General features: G+C 47.6%; 17 protein-coding genes. 3 read left to right on the forward strand and 14 right to left on the reverse strand.

Translation table 11 applies throughout. The annotated features are described in order from the left end of the window. The first annotated feature begins 56 nt into the window (after positions 1 to 56). Both guaB and dnaE read left to right on the forward strand, forming a co-directional pair. Complete coding sequence (gene guaB, locus HXW94_RS08480; RefSeq protein ID WP_178366464.1) at positions 57 to 1,526, forward strand: IMP dehydrogenase; 1,470 nt, start codon at positions 57 to 59, stop codon at positions 1,524 to 1,526. Positions 1,527 to 1,532: 6 nt separating this feature from the next. Further along, entirely contained in the window at positions 1,533 to 5,063 is a 3,531-nt protein-coding gene (gene dnaE / locus HXW94_RS08485; protein WP_178366465.1) for a DNA polymerase III subunit alpha, read from the forward strand. Here dnaE and HXW94_RS08490 read toward each other — a convergent pair. Continuing rightward, the gene (locus HXW94_RS08490; protein ID WP_178366466.1) at positions 5,056 to 5,457 is read right to left on the reverse strand and encodes a BON domain-containing protein; all 402 of its coding nucleotides are present in this window, start codon (positions 5,455 to 5,457) and stop codon (positions 5,056 to 5,058) included. The genes dnaE and HXW94_RS08490 overlap by 8 nt on opposite strands. 40 nt (positions 5,458 to 5,497) lie before the next feature. Continuing rightward, positions 5,498 to 5,761, reverse strand: a complete 264-nt coding sequence (locus tag HXW94_RS08495) for a hypothetical protein (RefSeq protein ID WP_178366467.1) — start codon at positions 5,759 to 5,761, stop codon at positions 5,498 to 5,500. Between the two features lie 134 nt (positions 5,762 to 5,895). Here HXW94_RS08495 and djlA point away from each other — a divergent pair, with 134 nt between their 5' ends. Continuing rightward, entirely contained in the window at positions 5,896 to 6,663 is a 768-nt protein-coding gene (gene djlA / locus HXW94_RS08500) for a co-chaperone DjlA (protein WP_178366468.1), read from the forward strand. A 42-nt stretch (positions 6,664 to 6,705) separates the two neighbouring features. Here the strand turns inward: djlA and HXW94_RS08505 are convergent, their stop codons facing one another. The 12 genes from HXW94_RS08505 to HXW94_RS08560 form a co-directional block, all read right to left on the reverse strand. Beyond that, a complete protein-coding gene (locus HXW94_RS08505; protein ID WP_178366469.1) occupies positions 6,706 to 9,564 on the reverse strand; it encodes an ATP-binding protein in 2,859 nt (952 codons plus the stop codon). A gap of 1 nt (position 9,565) precedes the next feature. Continuing rightward, positions 9,566 to 10,084 carry a cysteine--tRNA ligase gene (locus HXW94_RS08510; RefSeq protein WP_178366470.1) on the reverse strand — a complete coding sequence of 173 codons (519 nt, stop codon included), beginning with the start codon at positions 10,082 to 10,084 and terminating at the stop codon, positions 9,566 to 9,568. 1 nt (position 10,085) lies between these two features. Further along, positions 10,086 to 11,141 (reverse strand): AAA family ATPase, encoded by a 1,056-nt coding sequence (locus tag HXW94_RS08515; RefSeq protein ID WP_218576630.1) that lies wholly within the window; start codon positions 11,139 to 11,141, stop codon positions 10,086 to 10,088. A gap of 12 nt (positions 11,142 to 11,153) precedes the next feature. Next, the gene (locus tag HXW94_RS08520; RefSeq protein ID WP_178366471.1) at positions 11,154 to 14,036 is read right to left on the reverse strand and encodes a DUF1156 domain-containing protein; all 2,883 of its coding nucleotides are present in this window, start codon (positions 14,034 to 14,036) and stop codon (positions 11,154 to 11,156) included. A gap of 186 nt (positions 14,037 to 14,222) precedes the next feature. After that, a complete protein-coding gene (locus tag HXW94_RS08525) occupies positions 14,223 to 15,338 on the reverse strand; it encodes an AAA family ATPase (protein ID WP_178366472.1) in 1,116 nt (371 codons plus the stop codon). Then, complete coding sequence (locus tag HXW94_RS08530) at positions 15,335 to 18,889, reverse strand: helicase-related protein (RefSeq protein WP_178366473.1); 3,555 nt, start codon at positions 18,887 to 18,889, stop codon at positions 15,335 to 15,337. Before HXW94_RS08530 ends, HXW94_RS08525 begins: the two co-directional genes overlap by 4 nt. A 145-nt stretch (positions 18,890 to 19,034) precedes the next feature. Further along, positions 19,035 to 20,405 (reverse strand): tRNA (N(6)-L-threonylcarbamoyladenosine(37)-C(2))-methylthiotransferase MtaB, encoded by a 1,371-nt coding sequence (gene mtaB / locus HXW94_RS08535; protein ID WP_178366474.1) that lies wholly within the window; start codon positions 20,403 to 20,405, stop codon positions 19,035 to 19,037. Between the two features lie 4 nt (positions 20,406 to 20,409). Beyond that, positions 20,410 to 21,456 carry a tRNA 2-thiouridine(34) synthase MnmA gene (mnmA, locus tag HXW94_RS08540; protein WP_178366475.1) on the reverse strand — a complete coding sequence of 349 codons (1,047 nt, stop codon included), beginning with the start codon at positions 21,454 to 21,456 and terminating at the stop codon, positions 20,410 to 20,412. Continuing rightward, entirely contained in the window at positions 21,456 to 21,944 is a 489-nt protein-coding gene (locus HXW94_RS08545; protein ID WP_343054563.1) for an NIL domain-containing protein, read from the reverse strand. The genes mnmA and HXW94_RS08545 overlap by 1 nt, the downstream gene beginning before the upstream one ends. A 223-nt stretch (positions 21,945 to 22,167) precedes the next feature. Then, complete coding sequence (locus HXW94_RS08550; RefSeq protein WP_178366477.1) at positions 22,168 to 24,237, reverse strand: ATP-binding protein; 2,070 nt, start codon at positions 24,235 to 24,237, stop codon at positions 22,168 to 22,170. Continuing rightward, a complete protein-coding gene (locus tag HXW94_RS08555; protein WP_178366478.1) occupies positions 24,234 to 24,824 on the reverse strand; it encodes a YfiR family protein in 591 nt (196 codons plus the stop codon). Before HXW94_RS08555 ends, HXW94_RS08550 begins: the two co-directional genes overlap by 4 nt. Positions 24,825 to 24,862: 38 nt before the next feature. Continuing rightward, a complete protein-coding gene (locus HXW94_RS08560) occupies positions 24,863 to 26,278 on the reverse strand; it encodes a TonB-dependent receptor plug domain-containing protein (protein WP_246293805.1) in 1,416 nt (471 codons plus the stop codon). Between the last annotated feature and the right edge of the window lie 255 nt (positions 26,279 to 26,533).

Below are 26,533 nucleotides of genomic sequence, written 5' to 3' on the forward strand. Positions count from 1 at the left end.
GACGGCTGGCCTTTAAAGTATAAATAAACACCTTTCCTTTCTGGAGGCCTTTTATTATGTCCAATGTATTATCAGAGCAGGGGCTCTCTTTTGATGATGTGCTCCTGCTTCCCAACTATTCAGCCATCCTGCCTGACCAAGTGGTCACCCGCACCCGTTTGACCAAAGAACTTGAACTCAATATTCCCATTGTCAGTGCGGCCATGGACACGGTGACTGAATCAGATACCGCCATCAGCATGGCCCGGGCCGGCGGTTTGGGATTTATCCACAGAAACCTGAGCATTGCCGAGCAGGTGGTTGAGGTGGACCGGGTTAAAAAAAGCGAAAGCGGCATGATTGTCGATCCTGTGACTGTCCATCCTGATGCCACGATCTCCGATGTGCTGGGCATTATGGCCAAATACCGGATTTCAGGTATTCCGGTTGTGGAAGGCGATAAGCTGGTTGGTATTGTGACCAACAGGGATCTTCGTTTTGAAACCCAGCTGGATAAACCGGCCAGGGAGGTCATGACCAGTGAAAATCTGGTGACCGTGCCTGAAAAATGCACCCTGGAAGAATCCAAAATTATGCTGCATAAACACAGGATTGAAAAACTTTTAGTGGTGGATCCCCAGGGTAAACTCAAGGGCCTGATCACCATCAAGGATATTGAGAAGATAAAAAAATATCCCAATTCCTGCAAGGATTCCCTGGGACGCCTGAGAGCAGGGGCCGCCATTGGTGTGGGGGCCGATATGATGGAGCGTGTGCAAGCGCTCCTGGGTGCCGGGGCCGATGCCCTGGTTATTGACACCTCCCATGGCCATTCCCAAAATGTGATCACGGCGATTCAGCGTATCAAGGCGGCGTTTCCCACCTGTCAGCTTATTGCCGGCAATGTGGCCATGGAGGCCGGGGCAAAAGCGTTGATTGATGCCGGTGTTGATGCCGTTAAAATCGGTATAGGTCCCGGCTCCATATGCACCACCCGTATTGTTGCAGGGGTTGGCGTGCCCCAGCTCACCGCTGTGATGAACTGTGCCGATATCTCAAAGAAAACCGGCGTGCCCCTGATTGCCGACGGCGGGATCAAGTATTCCGGAGATGTCTCCAAAGCCCTGGGGGCCGGCGCCCATTCCGTTATGCTGGGCAGCATGCTGGCCGGCACCAAAGAGAGCCCGGGTGAAATCGTTATTTACCAGGGGCGTTCGTATAAAGCCTACCGGGGCATGGGGTCTGTGGAAGCCATGAAAAAAGGCAGCTCCGACAGATATTATCAGAAAGATACCGGTGCCGATGAAGAGCTGGTTCCCGAAGGTATTGTGGGCCGGATTCCCTACCGGGGAACCATTCGCGAGAATATTGTTCAGATGATCGGCGGTCTCAAGGCCGGCATGGGATATCTTGGCGCAGCGACCATTGAAGAGCTGCACCAAAAGGCAAAATTTATCCAAATCACCGCGGCCGGATTAAAGGAAAGTCATGTCCATGACGTTGCCATTACCAAGGAAGCCCCCAATTATAGAGTAGAGAGCAACTAAAATCCCATGACCGATAATCAGGATATCCCCTTTTATCACCTGCATGTTCACACCGAGTACTCCCTGCTTGACGGGGCCATCCGGCTGAACGATTTGATGACAAGATGTACGGAATACGGCATGGATGCCGTGTCTATTACAGACCACGGCACCATGTTCGGGGTGGCCGAGTTTTATGAAAAAGCCCGGAAAGCCGGCATTAAACCCATACTGGGCTGCGAAGTCTATGTGGCCCCCAGAACGTTGAATGACCGGACCCCGCTGGATCGAAAAGGATTAAGTCATCTGGTGCTTTTAGCCAAAGACAGGGAAGGGTACACCAATCTTTGCAAGATGGTTTCCGTGGCCCAGCTCAAGGGGTTTTATTTTAAGCCCAGAATCGACAAAGACCTTCTGGCGGAACACGCCAAGGGCCTTGTGGGGCTTTCCGCCTGCCTGAAAGGCGATATCCCCCAGGCCATTCTGGCAGGGAACCAGGCAAAAGCAGATGAACTGGCACGGTTTTACCTTGATACCCTGGGCGAGGGGAATTTTTTTCTTGAAGTCCAGGAAAACGGCATGGAGATCCAGCGTCGTTTGAATACCGGTCTGCTGGATATGAGCAAGCGCCTTTCCATTCCCATGGTGGCCACCAATGACTGCCATTACCTGTCCAACGGCGATGCCAAAGCCCATGAAATTCTTTTGTGCATTCAGACCGGTGATACCTTTGACAATGCCGACCGTTTTAAATTTGATTCGGATCAGCTCTATTTTAAATCCAGACAGGAGATGGCCGATTCCCTTGGCCATTTTCCCGATGCCATTGCCAATACAAAGCGGATCGCAGATATGTGCGAGGTGGATTTCGGCAGTAAAACCTATCATTTCCCCCGGTATGACCTTGGCGATGGCCTGTCCGAGGACGATCTGTTTAAAAAGCTTGCCATGGAGGGCTTTGAAGAACGTCTTGCCAAAATCAAGGCAAAAAATCCCGACATTGATGAACAGGCTTACAGGGACCGGATTAAATACGAGATTGATATTATCCTTGAAATGGGGTTCCCCGGCTATTTTCTCATTGTGGCCGACTTTATCAGCCATGCACGGAAAATCGGGGTGCCGGTGGGGCCGGGCAGGGGGTCTGCGGCCGGTTCCATGGTGGCCTATGCCATGGGGATTACAGCCCTTGATCCCATTGAGCACGGGCTGATTTTTGAGCGGTTTTTAAATCCGGCCCGTATTTCCATGCCGGATATTGACGTGGATTTCTGTATTGAGGGTCGAGAACAAGTCTATGATTATACGGTTAAGCGGTACGGTGGGCCGGAATATGTATGCCAGATTATCACCTTTGGAAAGCTCAAAGCCAAGGCTGTAATCCGGGATGTGGGACGGGCCCTGGGTGTCCCCCTTTCCGAAGTGGACCAAGTGGCCAAAATGATCCCTGACACTGCCAAAAATTTGAAAAAGGCATTGGAAGAGGTACCGGCCATTAAAGATAAATGCGGGGAAACAGACGTTAAAACCCAGATGCTGGATATTGCCATGCTGCTCGAAGGGTTGCCCCGGCACGCATCCACCCATGCGGCCGGTGTTGTGGTATCCGACAAACCCCTGTGCGAATATCTGCCGCTGTTCAAGGGCAAAGATGGTGAAACCATTACCCAGTTTGACATGAACTTCACTGAAAAACAGGGGCTGGTTAAATTTGATTTCTTAGGGCTGCGTAACCTGACCGTCATTAAAAATTGTATTGCCTTGATTGAAAAACAGGGCAAAACGCCGCCGGACCTTCTGCACCTTGATTATTCAGATCAAAAGACCTTTGCGCTTTTGCAAAAATCCGATACCACAGGGGTGTTCCAGCTTGAAAGTTCCGGTATGAAGGAGCTGATCTCCCGGTTAAAACCGGCCGGCTTTTCAGATATTGTGGCCCTTGTGGCCCTTTACCGGCCCGGCCCTTTGGATTCGGGCATGGCAGATCACTATGTGGAGCGCAAACACGGCCGGGAGCCTGTGGAATATCTGTTTTCCGAACTTGAGCCCGTGCTTGAAGAGACCTATGGGGTAATCCTGTACCAGGAGCAGGTCATGAAAATTGCCGGGGTCCTTGCCAATTACAGCATGGCTCAGGCAGACGGGCTTCGAAAAGCCATGGGTAAAAAGATTGCCGCCATGATGGAGGAGCACCGGGCCCTTTTTATGAAGGGGGCACAGGAAAACGGTCATGATCCCAAAAAGGCTGAAGCACTTTTTGACCTGATGGAAAAATTCGGCGGCTACGGCTTCAACAAATCCCATTCGGCCGCCTATGCCCTGATTGCGTTTCAGACCGCTTTTCTTAAAGCCCACTTCCCTGTTGAATTCATTGCCGCCCTGATGACCTCCGAACGCAGCAGTTCCGATGCCGTGCTTAAATACATGGATGAGTGCAAAGGCCATAACATCAAAGTACTGCCGCCGGATGTCAACCAGAGTGACGCCTTTTTCACTGTGGATGATAATTGTATTCGTTTTGGTCTGGCTGCCATTAAAGGTGTGGGAGAGGCTGCCATTGAATCGATTGTTCAAAACCGTGAAAAGGAAGGGGCGTATACCAGCCTTTATAATTTTTGTGAGCGGGTCAATTTGAGCAAAGCCAATAAAAAAGTGCTTGAGGCCCTGATTAAATGCGGGGCGTTTGACACCACCGGCGACAAACGTGCCCAGATGATGGCGGTGCTTCAAGATGCCCTGGATCATGGTGCCAGAATCCAGAAAGAAAAAGCAGATGCCCAGCTGGATTTGTTTGCGGATTCCGGTGTGGGCCTTTGCCTTCCCTCCAATATTCCCCAAATGCCTGATATTGATGAATGGGAGGGCAAGGTGTTGCTGGAGCTGGAAAAAGAAGCTTTGGGGTTTTATATTACAGGACACCCCATGGATGATTATGCGGATATCATACGCAAATTTGCCAGTGTCAACACAGTCGGTCTCCAAGACGTCAAAGATGACAAGATGGTGCGCATTGCGGGACATCTGAAGGTGCAGAAAGTCCACACGACTAAGAAAGGGGACCTGATGGCGTTCTGCAACATTGAAGATCAGTATTCAACCGTGGAACTGGTCGTGTTTCCGGATCTGTATGCCGTAACCCATACGTTTTTATCCCGGGAGCAGGTTGTCATTGTTGAAGCACAAGTCCAAAAAAATGAGAATACGGTCAAACTGATCGGTGAGGCCATTGTGCCGGCAACCCAGGCTGAAACCCTTTGGGCTGCCGGCATTGTCATGCAGGTGGATGCGCAGCACCATAAAACGGATGTGTTTGATCAGCTCAAACCTGTGATTGAGCGATATCCCGGCAATTGTGTCTCCTTGTTCAATATCCACATTGATTCAGAACACCCTGATGTGATGGTTAAGTTATCGGATGATTACAAGTCTGATGCCTGTCCCGGCTTTTTTCAGGAAATTGAAACCATTCTTGGTCCCGGTACCATCGAAACCAGATGCGCCCCGGTCAAAGACAAGGTGAAAAAGAAAAAGCATTGGTCCAAAAAACAGCTTACCTGATCTCCGGATTGATAAATAATACAGTGCCCGGGTTAGCGATATGAAGGCGGCTTACCACCCGGGCCACCCCCTCAATACTTTGGGCCAGATCCCGGGCCATGCGGTGCTGGTATGTATCAGCAACCCAGCCATCCAGATAAACCACGCCATGGCGGACGTCTACGTGGATGTTCGTATCATTCACCATGTCATCGGACATGAATTTTGATTTTACCCGGGCCATGAGTACAGTGTCGCTGACAAAGGTTGCCGGTGAACGGGGACTTTGTTCTGTGATGGATTGATAGTATACCGGGGACCCGGTATTTGTTTCATGGTAAGCACAGCCCGGTATTATAAAACAACAGATCATATACAAGATACAAAATATAAGCACTTGATTATCAAATTTCATGTTTTGTTGCAGGGTGAATCCGGCTGTTGATAGACCGGGGTTAATCAAAATCGTCGAGATTCAAGTCATCAAGATCAGAAAGGTCCATATCCTTTAACAGGTCATCCTCCTCTGGAGCAATATCTTCATTGATGACAGCAGGTTGTCCTTTATTGATCTCGGGTTGGGCAATCTTGTGTAATCCGTCTTGTTCATCTGCGTCGCGATCTTCGAAAAATCCTGCAACCCCAATGAAAAACAGGTATCCAAGACCCGCCATATTCAGAAGAACGATAATGGCTCCCACAATGTTTTTAATTACCACGCTTTAATTTTTCCCTTTAATGTTTGACGATAGGGACTCAAGTGTTTATATATAATCTTTAATCTTGTAGCAAGGGGAAATCTCCTGAAACTTGATCATTGCGTGACAGCGTAAGGAATTCAAAGGTTTTTTGTATGAGTTGGCTTGGAAAAGTGATTGGCGGCACCATCGGACTGGCCCTGGGCGGTCCATTGGGTGCTGTGGCCGGGGCTGCATTTGGCCACGCATTTGTGGACAAAAGAGAGGATGAATATTTACGTTCCATTCCGGGCCGTAAACAGCCGGGGTTGTCTTCTAATGAGGAGGCCCAGCTTGTTTTTTTTACTGCGGCATTTTCCATGCTGGCTAAAATCAGCAAAGCAGACGGCCGGATCAGTGAAGCGGAGATAAAAGTCGTTGAACGGTTTATGGTCAACGATCTTCAACTTGATGAAGCGGCTCGTGAGACGGCCCAAAATATTTTCAGAAATGCCGTGACATCGTCCCAGACGTTTGAGGATTTTGCCCGGCAATTTTATTCGGTGTTTAAATACCAGACCAATATCATTGAGTTGATGATGGATGTGCTGCTCAGGGTATCTTCGGCTGACGGCAATATATCTGATATTGAGGAACGCATGATGTTGTCCGCTTCCCGGATTTTCAGTTTTTCCCGGTCGGAATATGAGCGGCTTAAATCCAGGTATGTGAAAAAATCGGATCCTTATTATGCGGTCCTTAAATGCGATAAAAATGCGAGCAATGAAGAGATAAAAAAGAAATACAGGTCCCTGGTTCAGGAGTATCACCCGGATAAGATCCAGGCCAAAGGACTGCCCGAAGAATTTGTTAAGTTTGCCGCGGATAAATTTACTGAAATCCAGGAGGCTTACGAGCACATCAGAAAAAGCCGGGGATTCTGATTCGGCCGTCCCAACAATTAAATAAAACACCAGATCAGGCGTCTATGCTTCAAATTCAGCATTCTTAAATTTCAAGATAGTGCAATTTTCTTTGATGGTTCGCTGTAGGCCCTCATCAAACCCTTTCGGTGATTCAGCTTGGACTTCAATGGAGATTGATACGTTAACATCATGTTTTGACGTAAATTGCTGGATAACCTCATCGACAATCGTTGCAAAATCTATTTTGGCTTTTACCGGATCCAGATCAACCATTCCATAGAATTGTTTCAACTGGACAGAAGGATCTGGGTCTAACCTACCGCCGTCACTTGTTGTTCTTTTAGATTCAGTGGGCTTAGGGTCTACCTGTCCACCATCTCCACTATCAGTATCGATGTCGGTAGCACCAGTGCCGTCAGTATCTGCGTCGGAAGATGCGGTGATATGTTTTTGATAGACCTGCGCCGCGTCAGAAGAGATGATGACACAATGATCATCCAGTGTGATATCGGCACCCGCACCGTCTCCGAAACAAAAGTCCAGATAGTCATCTCCTTCTTTACCTGATGCAAAGCCAAAGTACGCTGTGGACTCAAGCCCCTTTTTGAGGGCATCCTTAAACACCCCATCGTTTAACAACCGGGGAAAGTAGAGGTAATTGCAGCTATCCTGCCACACTTTCAATGCATTGATCGCTTGCTGATCTTCCTTGAAATACCATTGATCCAGGAGCCCTTTCAAATGAATGGGGCTCCACTGAGAAATCAGCCACTCTTCCTCAGTTAACGTGCTTTCAATGTTAGAAGAAAAATTGGAAGACGTTGTTGAAATTGAGATCGATTCCCAGGTCAATGTGGGTTTGCCGTTCACAATTTCTTCGAGCGGACAGAGAATCCATTTGTACGTCTCTCTGATCATTGGGTTTAAACTACGATCGGAATTGTCTCTATACTTTTTGGCCTGATTAATTTGAAACAGATCCAGATTGAGCTTTCCCTCATCGATGTCCGACAGGATTTCATTCCATGCCAGATATGTTTTTGCATGGTCCTTCAATCGACTCAATGCATCAAAGTCCGGAACCATGAAAATAAGTCGGTTTTGTTTTTGTCTGGGCTGATCCCCCCTTTTACGCAGTATCTCTTCAGCAGCCGCACACGCATTTTTTGCGTCGCCCTTGCTGAAGGCATACAAAGGATCCGGTGACAGTAACACAAGTCTTGGTCCGGCACCGGTATCATCCGGGATATCTACGGAAGACGTAAAAATATGAATTCCTGCAAAACAGTGGGTATTACGTTTACCAAATAGATGCCCGGTTCGATCTTTCAGGAACGGAATCAGTTTTGTTTGCGTATCGATCTGCCTTTTCCGGCTTTCCATTTCTCGACGCAGGTTCGGCTTGGTATCCAGCCAAAAGCGATTGTCATCAAAATAGAGGTATTGGAGCCGATCATGGAGGCGTCTCAACACATCTTCGAATAGCTGAATGGTCTGTCCCGGTTGCACCGACCCAAGTAAAATCTGGTCCACCCGAAGCCCTTTGGCATTCTGATTGGACACTGTGGGCGCACTGCCCAAAAAAATGGTTCGCATGGCGCGGCGTGCCGCCTGCACCGCCCCGAATCGGGTATCGTTGCCGTCGATGCTGTCCGGCTCCGACCGTTTGCCGTCCACCTCTCGCTCCAAAACCGGCTCCCATCCCTGGGGCAGGTAGTGAATGCTTTTATTCCGCACATTGCTGTCATAGAGCGGTAGAGAACCCGGCATGATCAAAATATCACTATTGCCATCTTTCCACAGTCTATGGATCACAATGGCCATATACTGCAACACACCCCTGGTTCTCTGGAACTTATCCAGCGTGGACCAATCTTCATATAAGCGGTCAAAGACCTCCGGGTGAATGGGATAGGATTGGCAGAGTCGCTCAAAATAATTGTTGGACTGGGTGTCCTGGGGAAACTTGTTTCCATGTTCTCTATAAAATTCACTGAATTGACGACAAATGCCATCCACCTCCGAAGGGGATCCTGCATGTTCAAAGAGTCGTCGGCGAACAATTTCAAACGCTTCGATGCTGGCCACCGGCTTCCAGACAGACTCCACCCTGGCAAAATAGGTCTCCAGAGCATTCAGCACCCGCTGTCCCATGCTGCCGCCTGCCTCCAGCTCCGATTCCGGTAGAGAGGCCAGCAAAATGGCATCTGGAACCAGTTTCATGGCTTCCGTCAACGCCTGAATAAACGAGATATTGCTGTCAAACGTCCCCGCCTTAAACGCTTTACCAACTTCCAACTGACGGACAAACGCCAAGAGCTCATCCATCAGGATAACGCAAGGGGACGCCTTCTCAATCAATTTCTGAAGTATCGCCTTACCAGGGGATGTACCGTCAGCATCGCTGTCAGCCACCAGCGCATAACCCGCTTCGCCAAGAAGCTGCCATGCCAGTTCGCCCCATAGCGTGTGAATCGTTACACCGTCATGATCGATGGATTGACTTGGAGAGAGTCGAATTCCATCCAGCACGGCCACTTTGGCCCCGGGCATATCTTGAATCCCAGCCTCATCCAGAATGGGAGGGATGCCTTCCATCCGATCGGTACCGACCTCCTGCTGTGCCAGATGCATCACCGCCAGCAGGGTATGGGTTTTACCGCCACCAAAAGCGGTCTGGAGCTGAATGACAGGATCTCCCCCCTGACCGGCCAATCGTCTGGCCACAGAGATCAGTAACAGCCGCATCCCTTCGGTGATAAAGGTCCGGGAAAAAAACTTCTCTGCATCCTGATATTCGGGCGGGGCAACGCCGGATACCACCTGTGAGATGTCTGCTGCAAATTCAGATTGCTTGAATGTACCTTCCAGCACATCCTTGTGGGGGCGGGCCACTTCACGCCAGGGTTTCAAGCTCATATCAGATTCCTTTCACGCTCCAATTCATGTCATCCCATTTTTCCAGGTCTGATTTGTCAACAACACGCGGATGTGGATCTATTGATTTTAGGCGTTGCTTTAACTTTTGTTTTACTTTTGACGGGTCAATCGCTTTGGGAAAGAGTTTGGAATGTTTTTTCGGTTGCTCCAGATGCAAAATAATTCTGAGTCGATTTTTGCGCAATGCATTTTCTGCTATGGTTTGTTCTTGGGCATCGGTTGCATTTAACTTCGCTGCCACCAGCCCCGCTAAGGTGTCTCTCGCTTTTAAAGCGATTTCATCTCCGATATCAATGGGTTTTGTTCGCCTGTTTACCCGGTAATCCTTTACTTCGATCAACCATGTATGCCCGTTATCGACGTGGATAAAATCCATGGCTTTAATTCCGTCAAAAGCCTTGCTGAATTGATTTCGATAAAACGACCAGTCATCATATTTGGATGCCAGAGTATTATCAGGGAAGAAAAAACGCAGTTGCCCCTCATCAATTTCCCGCATCTTATTCTCCCGCACTCATGAAACGATCGGATTGTTCCAGTTCTTCATCCAGCAGGATTAAAGATTGAAGATCATCAACGGCATTTCCCTGCTCCACCTCAACACCACTCTCTTTCAGGGGCAACGCAAAATATCGACAGGCAACACCCTTAAATGGCTCCTTGTATGAAAGAATTTCGAGCTCCCGGAGTAAAAACAGTGAATGGGTGGCAATAAACACCTGGATTCCGTTTTTACAAAGATGGAGAATGACCTCTGCAATGACTTTGACCAATTTGGGGTTTAGATTGGCTTCAGGTTCGTCCCAAAACAGGTAGCCTTTATCCAGAAGAGATCCCGTACTGATGAGACGTGCCAGCATGGCCAGTTTACGCAAACCTTCAGCCACAAGAAACATCTCCATTGTTACCTGGCCTGGGATAGAGAGATAGAATCGTCCGGATTTACTCAAAAAAATGGTGCCACCCATTGCCTTTTCAAGGGGTTTCAACAGCGATACGATCTCTTTCTCCCGTAGGCCTTTTAGTGCAGGGGCACCCAATAGCAGGCAAGTATCTCGGTAGGTTTCCTCAAACTCTAAATAACGATTTTCATACATGGAAATAAATCCGGGATAGATGGTCAGCAGCTCTCTGGTGGGAAGAAATACCGGTGAATGGTACCCCCATACGACAGGGAGTTGATCGATTTGCACATCGGTTTTACTGGATGGGGAAAAGCTAAATTTAGTATTGAGCTTTTGCTGAGAGAAAACAAATCCCAGTTCACATTGCTCTCTTCCTTTCTTCCTGCGTGCCAGACGTCCAAGGGAATCCGGACGAAAGACACTCATCAGTTTGGCTGCAAACAGCTTCTGTAACAATCCTTTTGTAGGGGGACTCGCTTTTCCCTTTCTTCCCTCTTCAGCACTTGCTGCAATCACGGAATAGGCTGCTTTTAATATATGGGATTTCCCGGATCCATTTTCTCCGATGATTACATTTAAGCCATCGGAAAAGTTGAGTGTTGCTTCCGGGAAAGCCGTCAAATTTTTTATGGTCATCTGGTTAAGCATCATACCTCCCGAAAATCAAAATTCAAATTCCAATTGCTCACCACCTTGATCCACACGCCCCGCAGCATCTACAATGGCATGCCATGAACTGATCAGCTCATTGTAGGCACGGGCATCTTCCGCCCATTTTTTACGTTCGCACAGGGTGTAGAGATGATAAGCCAGTTGACGGATCGCCTCACCCTTGTCCGTCATACGGGAAAGCAGTCTGCCGGTGTCTGTCTCTCCCTTTTGGTTCAGCTCCCGGATCAACTGATGGCATGCTTCCCACACCGGCGTTCGTTTGTCCTTTTTGGGGTCCCAATCTTCCGGATACTCACTCCATTTCAAAAGCCGTACTTTGCCACCACCCGATGTTACCGCACCGGCAGTAGCCACCCCATCTACGGTCGTGCCTTTAGCCTGTGCCAACACATTGGCCTCTCCAAAGGGGCCTTCTTTCCATCCGTATTGATCAAACCAGTCATCACAGAACAGGGTATCGGCATCAAAATTACCGCTGTCCGGATGAAGATGATCAGTAATGGCCCGGTTGATCATGATCAGGGCGTCGTGGACGCTCATTTTGCTGCCGTCCTGATTGAGTACCGCCTCATATTTGGAATAAATTGCCATGCCTGGCCCGATGGCTGATTGTGCCAGATCCACTGGTGCAATTGGGGAAACACCATTACTGCCGCCGATCATGGCTTCCAGAGCTTCAGGCATGGTTTCGCGGAGTTCTCTTTGAAATTGACGACGAGAGATGGATTCTACAGTACTTGTAAGCTTTTTGCAGATAAGGACGATGGATGAGGCAAGGGCATTTGCTCCGATTGCCCGACCTCTATTTGCTCGTTCAGTTCTAATTGGCCATGTACCATTAATTGAAAAACCTGCGCTAATAACGGCCTCTATAAAAGTTTCCCAACCTGTACTTGAAGTAGAATCTTTATTTGTTTCTGATTGTTTAAAGGCATAATAAATTGAAACAGGAAACGCTGAATGACTGTTTTTTGCCATTTGTTGAATAGCTTTCGTCATTTCAGCAATAAAAAAATTTTCCGCTTTTTTTTTATTTCCATGCCTATATGGTGTGGCAACTAACTCTTCTTTTTTGGGAGTTGCCAAAGTTGAAAATAAATCAGGAAAGATTGAACCTAAAGAACGACGCATCCACATATAAAAAAAATCGGATAAATCAGCATAAGCAATGTTATCATAATAAGGTGGATCGGAAGATATGATTTTATTTTTGGAAATTGATTGGCTTTGAGCTGCTTGTTGAATTGCATATCCATTAGATATTGCTGGAAAAAATGAGATAACTCTAATTACCCAGTTTAAGCATGTTTGTAACCAGTTACCACTCGAGCATGAGAATGGAGAACCTTCCGCAAAATCCCATATCATTGGAATGGCATGTTTTGTAAATGCATGCGCAATAAATGAGCCACTTGATTCCCAAGTTGCAAGTGAATTCCAATAATCACAAGCTCGACCCATAGCACAACCAAGAAATACTGCCACAGCCTCTCCGTAAGCCGTTGCGTTAACCCCACCGGCATCGATCCCCAAATCATCATCTTTCATTCCCTGATTTTTGGCATCTTCAATGGCTTTGTTTCGAGCTTCCTGAATTAAATCGGAAAATGTGCTAAGTGCTGTCAATTGGCGTGTAGTGAATAGGTCTCTAAATTTTAACATTCCATATTCTTGAATTCGAAACCCAAGAGCTTTCTCTGGTAATTGTGTTTCAGGGACATTTTGCGGGACAGATTTTGAGACTATTTCTTTCATTTCACTGGTTGGAGATAGGAAAATTTTGCCTTTACTTCCCTCAAGGACGAGTGCCATAAGTTTTTCATTCATTCCCCCAGCTTTACCTTCTTCACGTATGTACTTGAATGGCATATGGGTTTTAGAAAAAATACAAGTAGCACCACCTCTTACAATAGTTCCTTTGATAGCATCTGATGGCTGTTTTCCTATTCTAACTTCAAAATGATACTTATCATTTTCAATGATGGGTTCAACCCATGCTTCTTTTCCCTTTTTACTAGAAATCACAAAAGAACGAACCAACGGAACATCCACATGACTAAAAGCCGGGTTTGAGCTTTTGACCGTGCGTGCCCAAAGCCAAGCAATCACAGTAAGTTCCTTGCCCACATAAGGCTTTAGATCATCCCGATCAATCGCCATATCTTCGGTGATTTTTACTTTGGGATACAGATGACCAATGCGTTTGAACGCCTCTTCACGCATCCAGTGCCCATACCGCCGGACATCTTCGGCAAGACCGGTGGCTCCAGGCCATGTTTCCTTTAAATCAAGGTTCGTTTCTCCAGGGGGAAGCGGTCCGACCGGAGGGCGGCCTGCAAATTTGGGCGGAATTTCGATCATGGCTTTGTTGATCATCACAGCCACGGGATTGAGATCGCTGGCATAGCTTTCGAGCCCAAGACGCTGGGCTTCCAGGGGAATAGCACCACCACCCGCAAAGGGATCGTGAAAAGCGGGGAGCTTATCCGGATCAAATCCGGGTTTCCCCTTGTTGAGCTCACAGGTCTCCCGCCAGCTTTTTCGAATCGCTTTTCTTGCCCGTTCAAGGACCTCTTCATTGGTGGTGTTCTCCCATTTGACGAGATCACGGATAATGTCAAACAACTCTTCCCGCTCTTTGGCAGCCTGCTCTTTGGTTTTGGTGGATGTCCAGCCCCGCTCTCCACCGGGATCGTTAACCATCTGGGCAAAGAGCACCGCCCGGGCAGCGGCCAATGGACGACGTGCCCACCAGAGATGAAGTGTGGATGGGTGACCGTGACGGATGGATTTTTCTCTGGCGGCAGCGGCGTTGATGTCATCCAGCGGCAGGGCAACTTCAATCAGTTTTTTGGGGGCTTTGATGTTTGACATGGGTTATCCGTTGTAGTTCATCTGTTCAAGATAGGCTTCTGCATGTTCTCTCAATAAAAGCCTTCGGGTTGTAAAAGCAGTAAGCGTGTGTTTTCATCGGCACGAGGACGAACATCTACATTTTGAACTCGCTTGAGAATCCTTGAGGCCTCTGCACCCTTGGTGCCTTTCGGGGCTTTATAAACATTACCATCTTTCAAAATCCGGATACATTCGCTTTTTACTGTAGATAGTACCTGAGGGGCTGTGGGTGGTCATAATGAATTGAATTTTAGGAAAAGCCCTTTGAAATGAAGGAATAATGGTCTGCTGCCATGCTGGATGAAGAAACATATCCACCTCATCGATCATGACAATACCGCTTGTTTTTTGGGCTGCTTTAATTCCAAAATGCGGATTGAGTTTGATACAACGAAAGGCAATATCAGCAGCAGTGACAATGCTGTTGCGTAGACCGTCACTCAGTAAACTCAAAGGAATTTTCCCATCTTTGGGATGGGAGAGGACCAATTGTTGTTGGAGGCTTGCACTATAAGCGATATCTTTCCATCCGGTCTCTTTTTCAACTATTTCATTAACTGCGTTTTTAATAACCGTAATCGCATTTAAAAAACCTTGTCCTTCCGGTCCAAGGGGAGTGCCCTTTTCATTATGGCTGATTTGTTCTTCCCAGTAACTCCGGTACACCCATGCATACCACTCTTCAAATTGTTTGTAGTTGGATGTAGCGGAAATGCAGTTTCTGTAGCCCCAAGTTCGAGAGAAAGTTCCCCGGTCAAGCATTTTATCTTTTGCAATAGATGAATGACGTCCCTGATACCAAAGACGTCCAGATCCAAAATATGCCATCAGGGGAAGATTCACAGGAATTTTGCTTTCAAGATCTCTTACCTGATTTTGAAGGGTTTCACCGAATTTGATTAATTTCCGACTTTCTGAATCATAAAGCGTGTTAGTGCCGCGTTTAATCTTTTTTCTGGTTTGTACCCACGTTTCTTTCGGTCCATTGTCAAACCAGGTGCCTGTTGCGATAACCTTTGAGGGCATTACCGGCTCCATAATGCTTTTGGGATGAGGAACCATTCTGACATCTTCGGTCTGTATGGTCGCAGACTTTCCTACCTGTCCACTGAGATCAAATGCTTTGACAAAAGGCCAAACGGCAATCCGGGCGGCATCCAGCATTGTCGTTTTACCGGCACCATTAGGGGCAATAAGAACGGTAAGTTCGGGATGGAGATCCAAAATCAGTTTCTCAAAACATCTGAAATTTTCAACGGTGATACTTGACAGTTTCATCATACTGTATGCTCCGGTGATACTGCCTTTGACAGCAGTGTGTTCAATTCATAGTTCACCCCGGCAATACCAAACTCCGGTTCGTTTTGAAATGGATTTCTAATATAAAACGGCCCTTCATGGGTATCGCCATCAACGATGACAATGGCAAGAATGAATTTTTCAGCCTGATTCAAGCCATAGATGATCTCATTCCGACTGACGGTGATGGTGGTCTGGCCTTTGGAGCGCCCCTTTACCTCAATGTGTCGATCCGGTGTCATGGAACCATCTGCATTCAGCGCTGGACGGGCCGTGATATCCCATCCACATTTTTCTGCCCCCACATCTTTGACGGTATGCCCGAAACTTTTTTCGACATCCATGACAGCATCCATGGCAATCCGCTCTACATGCGCCCGATGATCGGCATCAGCACAAACTGTTGTTTTCCCTTTTCGATAGTCCAAAAGCCCTTGCGGGATCACCAAGACACCCCCAATCACCACCGGGGTGCTGGAGACCACATTTTTCGATGCGGTCAATTCCGATTTTCTCTGCTCAAGACGGGCGGTCAACTCATCGACCCGGCGACGGGCATTCTCCGGCTGCATGCGCGGCTGCTTTCCGGCACTGACATCATCCTGGAGCTTGATATATCGATCCGACCAGTAGTTGATCTCTTTGATCAGTCGATCATTCACAGCAGAAAGCACCTTGTCGGCATGGCGTACTCTGCGTGTTTTTACTTCATTGTAATGATTAGGAACCAATTGCCTGGAGGCATATGTCAGTGCTAGGTTTTCCAGGTTGTTTGTTAACCAGGGAGCATCCAAAATATCACCGACCAGCTGTCGATCATAGTCATCAATGGGTTCCAAATCCAGATGCGGTGCCCATCCGGCATTGAAGGCGTTGTTTGCTTCATCAATTTCCACGAATTGCAACCGACGGGAAGCCACCTGCTTTTCTTTAATGGATTGGCTTTGGGATGCTTCCCGGATGGTATGATCGATCATAAAAAGGACTTTGGGGTTCACCCCGCTATCGGTTGGGTCCACCATGACAGCCCCTTGTTTCAGCTTCTGCCGGTGTGCTTGCAACACCAGATCCGTGGTGGCATGCATGAGGGGATGCGCGGGATGAATCATCTCTGCCATGGGTTTTCCATATTGCCGGATGGCGTGTTTTTCAAAGCAGATCCGTTCATAATGTCTGACCACCGGTGTCCGACGCTCTCCAATTATCCGGTCCCGCTCCCGAATCATTGCCGGCACATGCCGGATTTCGAAACGACCGCTTTCACGGGAGCGCATCTCTCCGCCAAGGTTCTGGAAGGCTTCTGTAAAAAATGCACGGATGAAGTAGGGCTGGAGCTTTCGGGCCTCTGCCTTTTCCATCTCATCTTTGATGGCATATAGTTCTTCAAGCCCCATATGTTCTTCAACCAAGGCGTTACGCCGGATGATTTCCTTCAAACGATCGGTATCCAGTGCCCCTTCAATCTTTTCCGTCATCCTGGCTTTGGTTGCCGGATCTTCACCGAATCGAATGGCCTCCACCAGGAGATCCTTTAACGACACATTGTCAAAGGCTTCTCCCAATACATCGAACACCTTGCCGCCCAGCGCTTTTCTTTCCACTTCGATTTTGCTGAACAGTTTTTGAAACACCTCGCCTTCTCGTGTTTCATTGGCCACAATATTCCAGAGATGACAGACTTCCGCCTGACCGATACGATGAATTCGACCGAACCGCTGCTCCAGGCGGTTGGGGTTCCAGGGAAGATCATAATTGACCATCAGATTGGCATTTTGCAGGTTGACACCTTCACCCGCGGCATCGGTTGCAATGAGCACAATCACTTCCGGATCGTTTCGGAACTCTTCCTGGATTTTTCTTCGATCATCCCGGTTGGTGCCGCCGTAGATGATGCGGACGGCATTGGGATTGCCCAGCATGTCTTCAATACGGCAGGATAGATAGTTCAGCGTATCCTTATGTTCCGTAAAGATGATCAGTTTCCGCCGACTGCCGCTCTGGGTGAACATTTCCGGTGTGTCCTGAAGAAGGGCTGACAGCTCTTCCCATTTTTTGTCATTGCCGGACTGCACCACATGCTTGGCTTGCAGCTCGATTTGCTTCAATATACGGATTTCTGTTTCCAACTCTGGAACGGTTTCCGCTGCCGTGGCCTGATCTACCACCTGTTCTGCATAGTTTTCATACTCTTCGGCATTGAGTTCTTCATCCAGCTCATCAAAATTTTCAGGGATGTCGAATTTCTTTTTAACGGTATACTCCCCCATGGTTTCTGCAACACCATCACGCAGAACCGCTTCACCACGGGCCATTAATTTCGTTTCTTCCAGCTTGGCTTCCAACCGCTTCCGACGACGTTTTAACGATTGAAAAATCGCCTCTGGACTGGATGCCAGGCGACGCTGCAGTTGAGTCAATGCAAAACCAACGGTATTTTTTTTGTTTCCCGTTAATCTGTCGGCCCTGTTCATCTCTTCGCACACATATGTGGTTACCTGCGCATAGAGCGCGGCTTCAAGTTCGGAAAGTTTATAGTTGGTGGTGTATGCACATCTCTCTGGAAAAAGTTTGGTGCCATCGAACTTGTAGAGTTCTTCTTTGACCATGCGACGCATCATGTCCGACACATCGACCTTATGCGCACCTTCCCGGAATTTGCCATAGAATCGATCCCCATCCAGCAAAGAGAGCCAGATTTGAAAATCTTCCTCTTTTCCATTGTGGGGCGTTGCCGTCATGAGTAAGAAATGACGGGTAATACGGCCGAGAAGTTTGCCCAGCTTGAATCGCTTTGTCTCTTTGATGGTGTTGCCATAATAGCTTGCGGAAAGTTTGTGCGCCTCATCAACGATGATCAGGTCCCAATCCGTATTTTTCAGTTTCTCTTTGTACGCATCGTTTCGAGCGAGCTGATCCAGACGGCAAATCAGTTGGTCGGTCTCTTCAAAATAATTTCCTGTGGCACACTGTTCCTGCTTTTCCCGACTGAAAATTTCAAATTGGATACCGAACTTCTCCAGCATCTCGTCTTGCCATTGCTCCGTCAAAGATCCGGGAGAGACGATTAAAATCCGCTTGGCATCGGCTCTCATGAGTAGTTCTCTAATAAGAAGCCCTGCCATAATGGTTTTTCCGGCACCGGGATCGTCCGCCAGAACAAACCGCAAAGGCTGCTTGGGAATCATGGATTCATACACTGCTGAAATTTGATGGGGCAGGGGGTCGACATTGGACGTGTGAACCGCCATCATAGGATCGAACAAGGCTGCCTGGGAGATTCGATAGGCTTCAAGTCCCAGTTTGAAGTCGGCTCCTGGGGCATCAAATGCCCACGGACGTCCAGCTTGAGCAAGCGCCAGGCGCATCTCATCGGATCGAAACAGCATTTGTTCGCCAAGATTTCCCTGGCTATCCTTGTAATAGACGGTAACTGCGGCATCCCCTACCGGCTCGACTTGGATAATCCGAACAATATCTTCTGATTGAATGCCACAAATTTGGGCGTTTTTTTTAATCTCTTCAAGTTTAAGCATCGGACGAACTTTCTAAAATTTCATAACAAGGGCAACCACAGGGGGATTGCCCCTACGAAAAATGGCTGACAATAGAATCAAGCCCCAATATACCAACATTCCAAGCGTCAAGCGCAGGCCGTGGCCAACGAAATTCTTGATGCGGTCAGGAATCTTTATGCTCAAGGGGGGGCAGAACAATGTTGCCGATAAGGCCGTTGCCGTCGCTGCATTGATCATATTTAAGATTAACGATTTGTCCTTTAAGGCTGTCGGGATTGCCATGTGCATCCTTTTCATTCTTAATCAGGACGGTCAGGTAGTTGGTGGTCACCGCCTTTAACAGACCGGTGCGCCGGTCCCGTTGATTCTGGATCAGGCCTTTAAGTATCCGACCCTGATTTGACGTAATAAAATCTTGATGTTTCTGCGCGCCAAGCTCGCGCATCAGTGCCGCTCTTTTTTTTGCCGTACCCGACGGCACCTTTGGGGTGAAATGCCATGCCGGCGTCCCTTTTCTTGGTGAATAGGGGAATACATGCAGGTAAGATACAGGCAGGTCTGCCACAAGCTTGTATGTATTTTCAAATGCCTTGTCGGTTTCACCGGGAAAACCCATGATCACATCAAGGCCGATACCGGCATGGGGCAGGGTCCCATGGATGCTGTGGATGACTTCTGAAAACTGTTCAACTGAGTAAGGCCGCTTCATACGGGATAAAATCCCATTGTCCCCTGCCTGGAGAGGAATATGGAAATGATCGCACAAAATATGCCCGGGACGTGCCAGATGAATAAGATCATCTGTTATTTCATGGGGCTCTATGGAGGAAATCCTTATCTGATCCACCGGCTGTTTTTCATCAAGGGTTTTTACAAGTTCAGTCAAGGAGGTTTCAGGCGTTAAATCAAGACCATATAACCCTGTGTGAATGCCTGTCAAAATCACCTCTTTGAATCCCTGCCTGTTCAGGCCTGAAACATGGGCCATGACCTGGTCAAAGGGCATGGATACGGATGCGCCCCTGGCATAGGGGATAATGCAGTAGGTGCAGAACTGATTGCAGCCATCCTGGATTTTCAGATAGGCCCGGGTCATTTTTCCGTATACGGGCCGGTCAAACCCCAAAAAGCGTGATGCGTTACCATATTCAGGTTTTCTGAATTCAAATTCAAATAAATTTTTTTCAGGCGGTTCCCGGGTGAGATATGCGGGGATCAATATTTTATCCTGGTGACAGACAATGTGATCCACCCCTGAAATTTTTTTGAACTGTTCGGGATCTGTCTGTGCATGGCACCCGGTGACAATCACTGTTGCATCGGGATGTTCACGGATCAGTTTTCTGGTTTCCTGGCGGGACTGCATGCCGGCCCTGGCGGTCACTGCACAGGTGTTGACAATACAAATATCAGCGGGACTGCCCTTGCCCGCCCTTGAAAATCCATGGGCTTCAAGCTGGGCGGCAATACCGTCTGATTCATATTGATTGACTTTACAGCCAAGACTTTCGATATAAAATGTTTTTTTCTTCATTGGATTACTGAATCAAGCCTGCACCTAATACGCGGTTGCCGTGATAGAATACGGCTGCCTGTCCAGGCGTTATCGCATTTTGAGGCGTGTCAAATGTGACAATGCCAAGTGTTTTATCCCAGTCAAGGCGGGCAGGGGCTGCCGTGTGGCCGTACCGGATTTGAACGGTCAGATTCCTGATGTGTTCCTTTTCAGGATAATTCCAGGTCATCTGTTCAACCGTCATCCGTTTTTGGGCAAGATCGGATTTAAAACACACATGAAGTGTATTGGTATTCATATTAATTTTTTTTACATAATAGGGTGCCGGGCCCGGAATATTGATCCCCCTGCGCTGGCCAACCGTAAATGTGTGAAGCCCCTGATGGGACCCCACAATGTTGTCCCGGCTGTCAACCACCGGCCCGGGCTTAGGGGGAGCGTTGGTTTTGGCGATAATAAACGCCCCGTGATGTTTATCCGGCAAAAAACAGATATCCTGGCTTTCCCCCGGCACAACCGGCACAAGGTTGTGTTGCCCGGCAAATGCCCGGACCTGGGTTTTTGTAAAACCGGCCAGGGGAAAGACCAATTTGTCTAAAATGTCAGGGGAAAGCATGGATAGAAAATATGACTGGTCTTTGTTCAGGTCACTCCCCCGTTCAAGCCATGCCGCTGTGAGCTTTTCTCTGCCGGGGGTGTACCTGTTAACCACCGTTGCATAATGGCCGGTTGCCATCAAATCCGCGCCAAGCGTTTTTACATGGTCAAACAACGCCTTGAATTTTATCTGCATATTACAGATAAGACATGGATTGGGGGTTTTTCCGGCCATGTAGGTTGACACAAAATAATCAACCACCCTGGTTTCAAATTCCCGGGACAGGTCTATGGTGTGCATGGGAAACCCCAAAACAGATGCCAGGGCAGATACGTCCTGCACATTTTTTTCATAGCCGGTGGTGAAATGAACACCGAAAACCTTTTTAAAACGCTGTTTAATAAGCACCCCTGCTACCAGGGAATCTATGCCGCCGCTCAGGGCTACAGCCACAACCGGAGAATCAGACATCAGGCCGTTTCTTTTAAATCGTCACTGAACAGACCCATGGCCCGGACAGGGCAGGTCAGAAGACAGCGCTCACACAGACTGCATTTATTCAGATCAAATATCACTTCCATTTCAGGGCGTTTAATGTACAGGGCGTCTGTGGGACAAACCGCCGTACATGCGCCGCAATGGGTGCATTTTTCTTCATCTTTGTAAATTTTATGCTCGGGCGTGGATACACGGACCCCCTGCTCCTTTAAATAAGTGATTCCCTTATTAAATGCCGCTCTCCCGGCAGAAGAGATTTCAAGCACCATATGCCCTTCTTTTTTTGAAGATATTCGTGCCTTTAAGATATTAAACATCAGGTCATATTGTTTAACCAGCTGACAGACAATAGGCCGTTGGGCCGATTGCGATGGAAAATCTAAAATTACAATTTTTGAATACAACGCACTAACCTCCATTTCTTTTGTTAGGTCGAAACCGAATCCTGTACCATATATCATTTATTATGGTTTATATGAAAGTCCAATGTCCTTCGAAGCGGCAGTTGATTAATTTAAGAGTATAGGAATTTCCATTTCCCAGTACCCAGCACCCAGCACCCAGCACCTAACAGCCCGCCCAAAGGGCGCTAATTTAACCTGGGAGCGCAGACGTCCCGCCTGCATCGTTGCTGCGAGCGGGACGCCCGCTCGCGCTCCTGGATATATAAAAATGGGCAAGTATTTAAGACCCATTCCTAAAGTCCCATTTTTTTAATATTTTCAAAAGATCTGCCATCATGAAGGGTTTTGTCAAAAAATCGTCCATGCCCGCATCCCGGCAATTCTCCTGTTCATCCGCCATGGCATGGGCGGTGATGGCGATGATGGGGGTATGGATGCCAAGGGTTTCTTCATGTTTTCTGATTTTCCGGGTGGCCTGATAACCGTCCATTTTCGGCATCTGGCAGTCCATGAGGATGATGTCCGGTTTTAAAGAAATAAATTTATCTACGGCATCAACACCCGTGTCTGCAATATCGACCCTGCATCCAAATTTTTTGAGCATGGCTGAAAAAACATCCTGATTGGTGATATTATCTTCGGCCACCAGCACATGAAGATTGATCTTATCCGTCTTTGGGGTCCGGGGACGTGCGGCCAAAGAAATTTCGTTCACATCTTGTTCTGCCTGTCGCAAAGGAAGAACAAAAGAGAATATGCTTCCCTGTCCCGGTTTGCTGATGCACCGGATGGTGCCTTCCATAAGTGACACCAGGTTTGATGAAATGGCAAGGCCGAGTCCGGTGCCTCCATATTTGCGTGTAAAAGAGGTGTCTGTCTGGGAAAATGCTGTAAATAAAAATTGTTGCTTTTCAGGTGGAATACCGATACCGGTATCTTTTATGGCGATGGTCAGGTCAACCCGGCCTCTCCGGCTTCCAATGCCTTTAAATTCACGCGCCCTATGCAGAGATGTAGAAACCATGATGGTTACCCCGCCTTTTTCTGTAAATTTTATGGCATTGCCCACAAGATTGATCAGCACCTGTCTGATTCTTGTCGGGTCTCCCAACAGGAAAAGGTGTGTTCCTTTTTGGATATCAACGGTTAGATTAAGGTTTTTATCCTTGGCCACAGGCATCAAAAGTGATGTGATGTCCGTCAACAGGCTGCCTAAATCAAAGGCAATGGATTCAACTTCAAGTTTGCCCGCTTCAATTTTAGAAAAATCTAAAATATCATTGATGATTGCAAGCAGGGCATGGGAAGATTTTTGAATATTGATTGCAAATGTTTCCTGGTCACTGGAAAGTTTGGACGAAAGCAATATTTCCGTCATACCGATAATGCCGTTCATGGGCGTTCTGATTTCATGGCTCATGTTGGCAAGGAACCGGGATTTTACCTGGCTTGCTTCTTCTGCTTTTTTCTGGGCCTTTTCCAGATGAATGACCGTGGATTCGAGTTCTTCCTTGGCCTGGGTCAGGTCCAAGGTTCTTTGTTTGACCCTGGATTCAAGGGTTGAACTGTATGAATTCAGGGCTTCGTCCCTGGCCTGGATCTCTTCGATCATCTGGTTAAACTGCTCCACAAGTACACCGAACTCATCGTTGCTGCATTTTTTTACCCTGACCTGATAATCTTTTTTCCGGGTGACTTGCCTCATGGAATCAATAACATCAAATAATGGTCGGGTGAAGATGGATTGCATTTTGGAAGACAGAATCAGGACCACTGCTAAAGAGATGATGACAATGCCCGCAACAATCAGATAATAGGCAAACAGTCTTTTTTTCTGTTGCTGCATATCATCAATCAGGTGAATGGCACCTAAAAAATTGTCTTTAAAATTGACCGGCAGGATCACATGTGCATGGCCGTTTGTGAAGCCGCTGAGACTTTTCTGGGCGGCAGTCATTTCAATTGGGGACAGACCCGGCTTGCATACCTGTCTGACTTCATGCGCCAGGGTGTTAATGGAAATGCCACCCCTTGAAAAATCAGCGTAAATTGTGCCATGGGGGTCGTAAAGAACCGCGCCGATAATGCCCTGTTTTGCAGAAAGAGCGCTTAGATCTTCCAATGCCGCATTCCGGTCATTGAACATCATGGCAACCGAAGCGTTCAGCGCGATCAGGTTGGCCATGGATACAAGTTCATCAACCAGATTTTTTCTGGCATTATAGGTTTCATAGGTCACCATGGAAGCGGCCATCATAAAAAGGGCCAGCAATGCCGTAAATCCAAAGGTCAGGAACAGTTTTGTCCTGATGGAAACGGCGCTATGGTTTAATTGTTTTTTGGGTTTCATTCTTTTTCATTTACGATGACAGCCAGTTTAAGCAGCCTGGAACTGAATTTGAGCTGATGTGCCTCGGCTTCTTTCATATTGACTTCAAAATGGAGTTGATCATTTTTTGTGAAGAATTGAATGATGCCTCCGGCCCGGCTGAAATTTTTGTCTTCACCAATCGTGAGAACCGGTCTGTTCCCAATACTGCTTAAAACTTCCAAGACCTGCGCCAAGCGTATATGCCTGCTGATGAATATAATATGACTTTTTGCCAGCGTTTTTTTATAATTGTCGGCTTTGGGGTCAGAGTAAGAGTATTGGATGGATATGCGGCGTCCGGTACTGATTTTTCCATCAATGCTCTGAAAAGATTCTTTAAGATATTCATCGCCGAACACCACCAGTTTAAAATCTTCCCCGTCACTGTCAAATGCAGTTTGGGGCCATTGAATGAGTTTGGTAAAATTATAAATAAAGGCTGCTTTGACTCTATACTCTTCAAGGTTTTGCGATTGAACTGTTCCTGTGGCAATAATACATAGCAGAATCTGGCAGATACAGGCCTGGATGAATAATTTTATTATTTTATACGTTAAAGGTTGCATCTACCTTGTTTTTTTTGCCATGGAGAATACAGCATCATTCAGAATTTATAGGTCAGGCCGGCATAGGCGCTACGGGGGACTTCCACAGGATGGCTGAATGCTTCCTGGACAAACTCAAGATGCCTGTCCTGGAGCAGGTTCTGCCCGGTCAGAAAAAATTCCAGATCCGGCCGAATCCACCATCCCAGGCGCAGGTCCAGGGTTGCGTAATCGTCAATTTCATAGATGACGGTTTCAGAAAAGGCGTAAGTTGCATTTGTTTTGCCCACATATCTAAACCAGGCGTCCAGGGTCAGGTTTTCCGTCAAATCAAACCGGCTCTTCAAGGATACCAGATGTTTTGTAAATCCAAAGTCGATTTCAAAATTGTGGTCATTGTCATAATCATGGTATGCCAGTGAATAGGCCAGGGTCCATTTGACTTTCCTGCCTGTGGCCAGATCCACGGCAATCTCTGCTCCCCAGGACCGGGCATTGGACATGTTGCTTAGCACAATGTCCTGGACAAGTACTTGGCTATCGGCGTCAAAATAGGCGGAATCCTGCGGTGTATATATCCTTAGATTTTCATAATCATTAAAAAACAGTGCCAGATCAATGGAAAGGTTTTGTTGCGGAATAAACCGGTATCCTGCTTCCCAGGCCCATAGTGTTTCTGCCATTTGATCCTCATTATTTACGAATCTGCTATACAACGGGTTGCCGGCGATATCTGTTCCTGAGAGATAGACCATGGCATTGGCCTCTACCCGGGAGGGAATCCGGGTGGCCCGGGAAATGGCCGTCCATAATCTGTGGTGTTTACCAGGTGCCCACAACAGCCTTGTGGAGGGCTGAATTTCAAGGCCGGTATAATCGTTGTGATCAAATTTTGAACCAAAGGTCAGTTTGATTTTATCCTCAAGTAAAGATATCTCATCCTGGATAAAGGCCGAGTACAGCAGGTCATTTGTGCTGACCGGATCCATAAACGCAACTTTTGAGCCTGAATAATCATCATGTGAATGACGCAGCCTAAGTCCCCAGATAATATCGTTCCCAAAACCGACTCCAAAGCGGTGCTGGAATTCCACATCAACGTTGTGCCGGTCTTCGTTGAGGATATCCTCGGAACGTTGCATGCCATCGTAATACATCTGCACAAACATTTCCGATGAACCGGAAAGGATTTTTGTCCACCGGCCGATAATATTGCCCCCGGATACATCGGTTTTTACGGGAAATTCATCCATGTATGGTGACGCCTGACTGTAAAGATAGAGATCTTGATGGATACGACCATCGTAGAAATCTCCTTGGAGAGTTAAATTGTCAGCCAAAGATAATTGGGTATCCATGCGAAAACCGGCCTGATTGATCTGCCAGTCATCCCCTGCATTTTCTCCGGAAAGACGCTGAAAATTTTCTATAGCGTGGTGTTTGGCATAAATCCGCCAAAATTTGTCTTTACCCATGGCGCATCGGGTCAGAGGGAGTCCATTGACTCCCGTCTGCCCACAGAACCGTGCGTACGGGTCCGTACACGGCTCCTCATGTGACTTTTATCCATTGACGAAGGCTAAACCAATGCTTCATCTTGTCGGTTGATCTTATCACCTGCCCTAATCCGTTGATAAACCAGCGATTAGGGTAGGCTCTATGTAGGGCGTATGTCCAGGATGTGGCCCATCTTCCTTTGTTTGAAAAGGCGGTTGAACTCGCCGATCGCT

The sequence above is a fragment of the Desulfobacter latus genome (assembly GCF_013389365.1).
In the GTDB taxonomy this organism is placed as follows: Bacteria; Desulfobacterota; Desulfobacteria; order Desulfobacterales; family Desulfobacteraceae; genus Desulfobacter; species Desulfobacter latus.

What these genes read in the sequence shown, in the direction of transcription:
- guaB (WP_178366464.1), top strand. Translation starts at nt 57, where the DNA reads ATGTCCAATGTATTATCAGAGCAGGGGCTCTCTTTTGATGATGTGCTC.
- dnaE (WP_178366465.1), top strand. Translation starts at nt 1,533, where the DNA reads ATGACCGATAATCAGGATATCCCCTTTTATCACCTGCATGTTCACACC.
- HXW94_RS08490 (WP_178366466.1), bottom strand. Translation starts at nt 5,457, where the DNA reads ATGAAATTTGATAATCAAGTGCTTATATTTTGTATCTTGTATATGATC.
- djlA (WP_178366468.1), top strand. Translation starts at nt 5,896, where the DNA reads ATGAGTTGGCTTGGAAAAGTGATTGGCGGCACCATCGGACTGGCCCTG.
- HXW94_RS08505 (WP_178366469.1), bottom strand. Translation starts at nt 9,564, where the DNA reads ATGAGCTTGAAACCCTGGCGTGAAGTGGCCCGCCCCCACAAGGATGTG.
- HXW94_RS08510 (WP_178366470.1), bottom strand. Translation starts at nt 10,084, where the DNA reads ATGCGGGAAATTGATGAGGGGCAACTGCGTTTTTTCTTCCCTGATAAT.
- HXW94_RS08515 (WP_218576630.1), bottom strand. Translation starts at nt 11,141, where the DNA reads ATGATGCTTAACCAGATGACCATAAAAAATTTGACGGCTTTCCCGGAA.
- HXW94_RS08520 (WP_178366471.1), bottom strand. Translation starts at nt 14,036, where the DNA reads ATGTCAAACATCAAAGCCCCCAAAAAACTGATTGAAGTTGCCCTGCCG.
- HXW94_RS08525 (WP_178366472.1), bottom strand. Translation starts at nt 15,338, where the DNA reads ATGATGAAACTGTCAAGTATCACCGTTGAAAATTTCAGATGTTTTGAG.
- HXW94_RS08530 (WP_178366473.1), bottom strand. Translation starts at nt 18,889, where the DNA reads ATGCTTAAACTTGAAGAGATTAAAAAAAACGCCCAAATTTGTGGCATT.
- mtaB (WP_178366474.1), bottom strand. Translation starts at nt 20,405, where the DNA reads ATGAAGAAAAAAACATTTTATATCGAAAGTCTTGGCTGTAAAGTCAAT.
- mnmA (WP_178366475.1), bottom strand. Translation starts at nt 21,456, where the DNA reads ATGTCTGATTCTCCGGTTGTGGCTGTAGCCCTGAGCGGCGGCATAGAT.
- HXW94_RS08545 (WP_343054563.1), bottom strand. Translation starts at nt 21,944, where the DNA reads ATGATATATGGTACAGGATTCGGTTTCGACCTAACAAAAGAAATGGAG.
- HXW94_RS08550 (WP_178366477.1), bottom strand. Translation starts at nt 24,237, where the DNA reads ATGAAACCCAAAAAACAATTAAACCATAGCGCCGTTTCCATCAGGACA.
- HXW94_RS08555 (WP_178366478.1), bottom strand. Translation starts at nt 24,824, where the DNA reads ATGCAACCTTTAACGTATAAAATAATAAAATTATTCATCCAGGCCTGT.
- HXW94_RS08560 (WP_246293805.1), bottom strand. Translation starts at nt 26,278, where the DNA reads ATGGGTAAAGACAAATTTTGGCGGATTTATGCCAAACACCACGCTATA.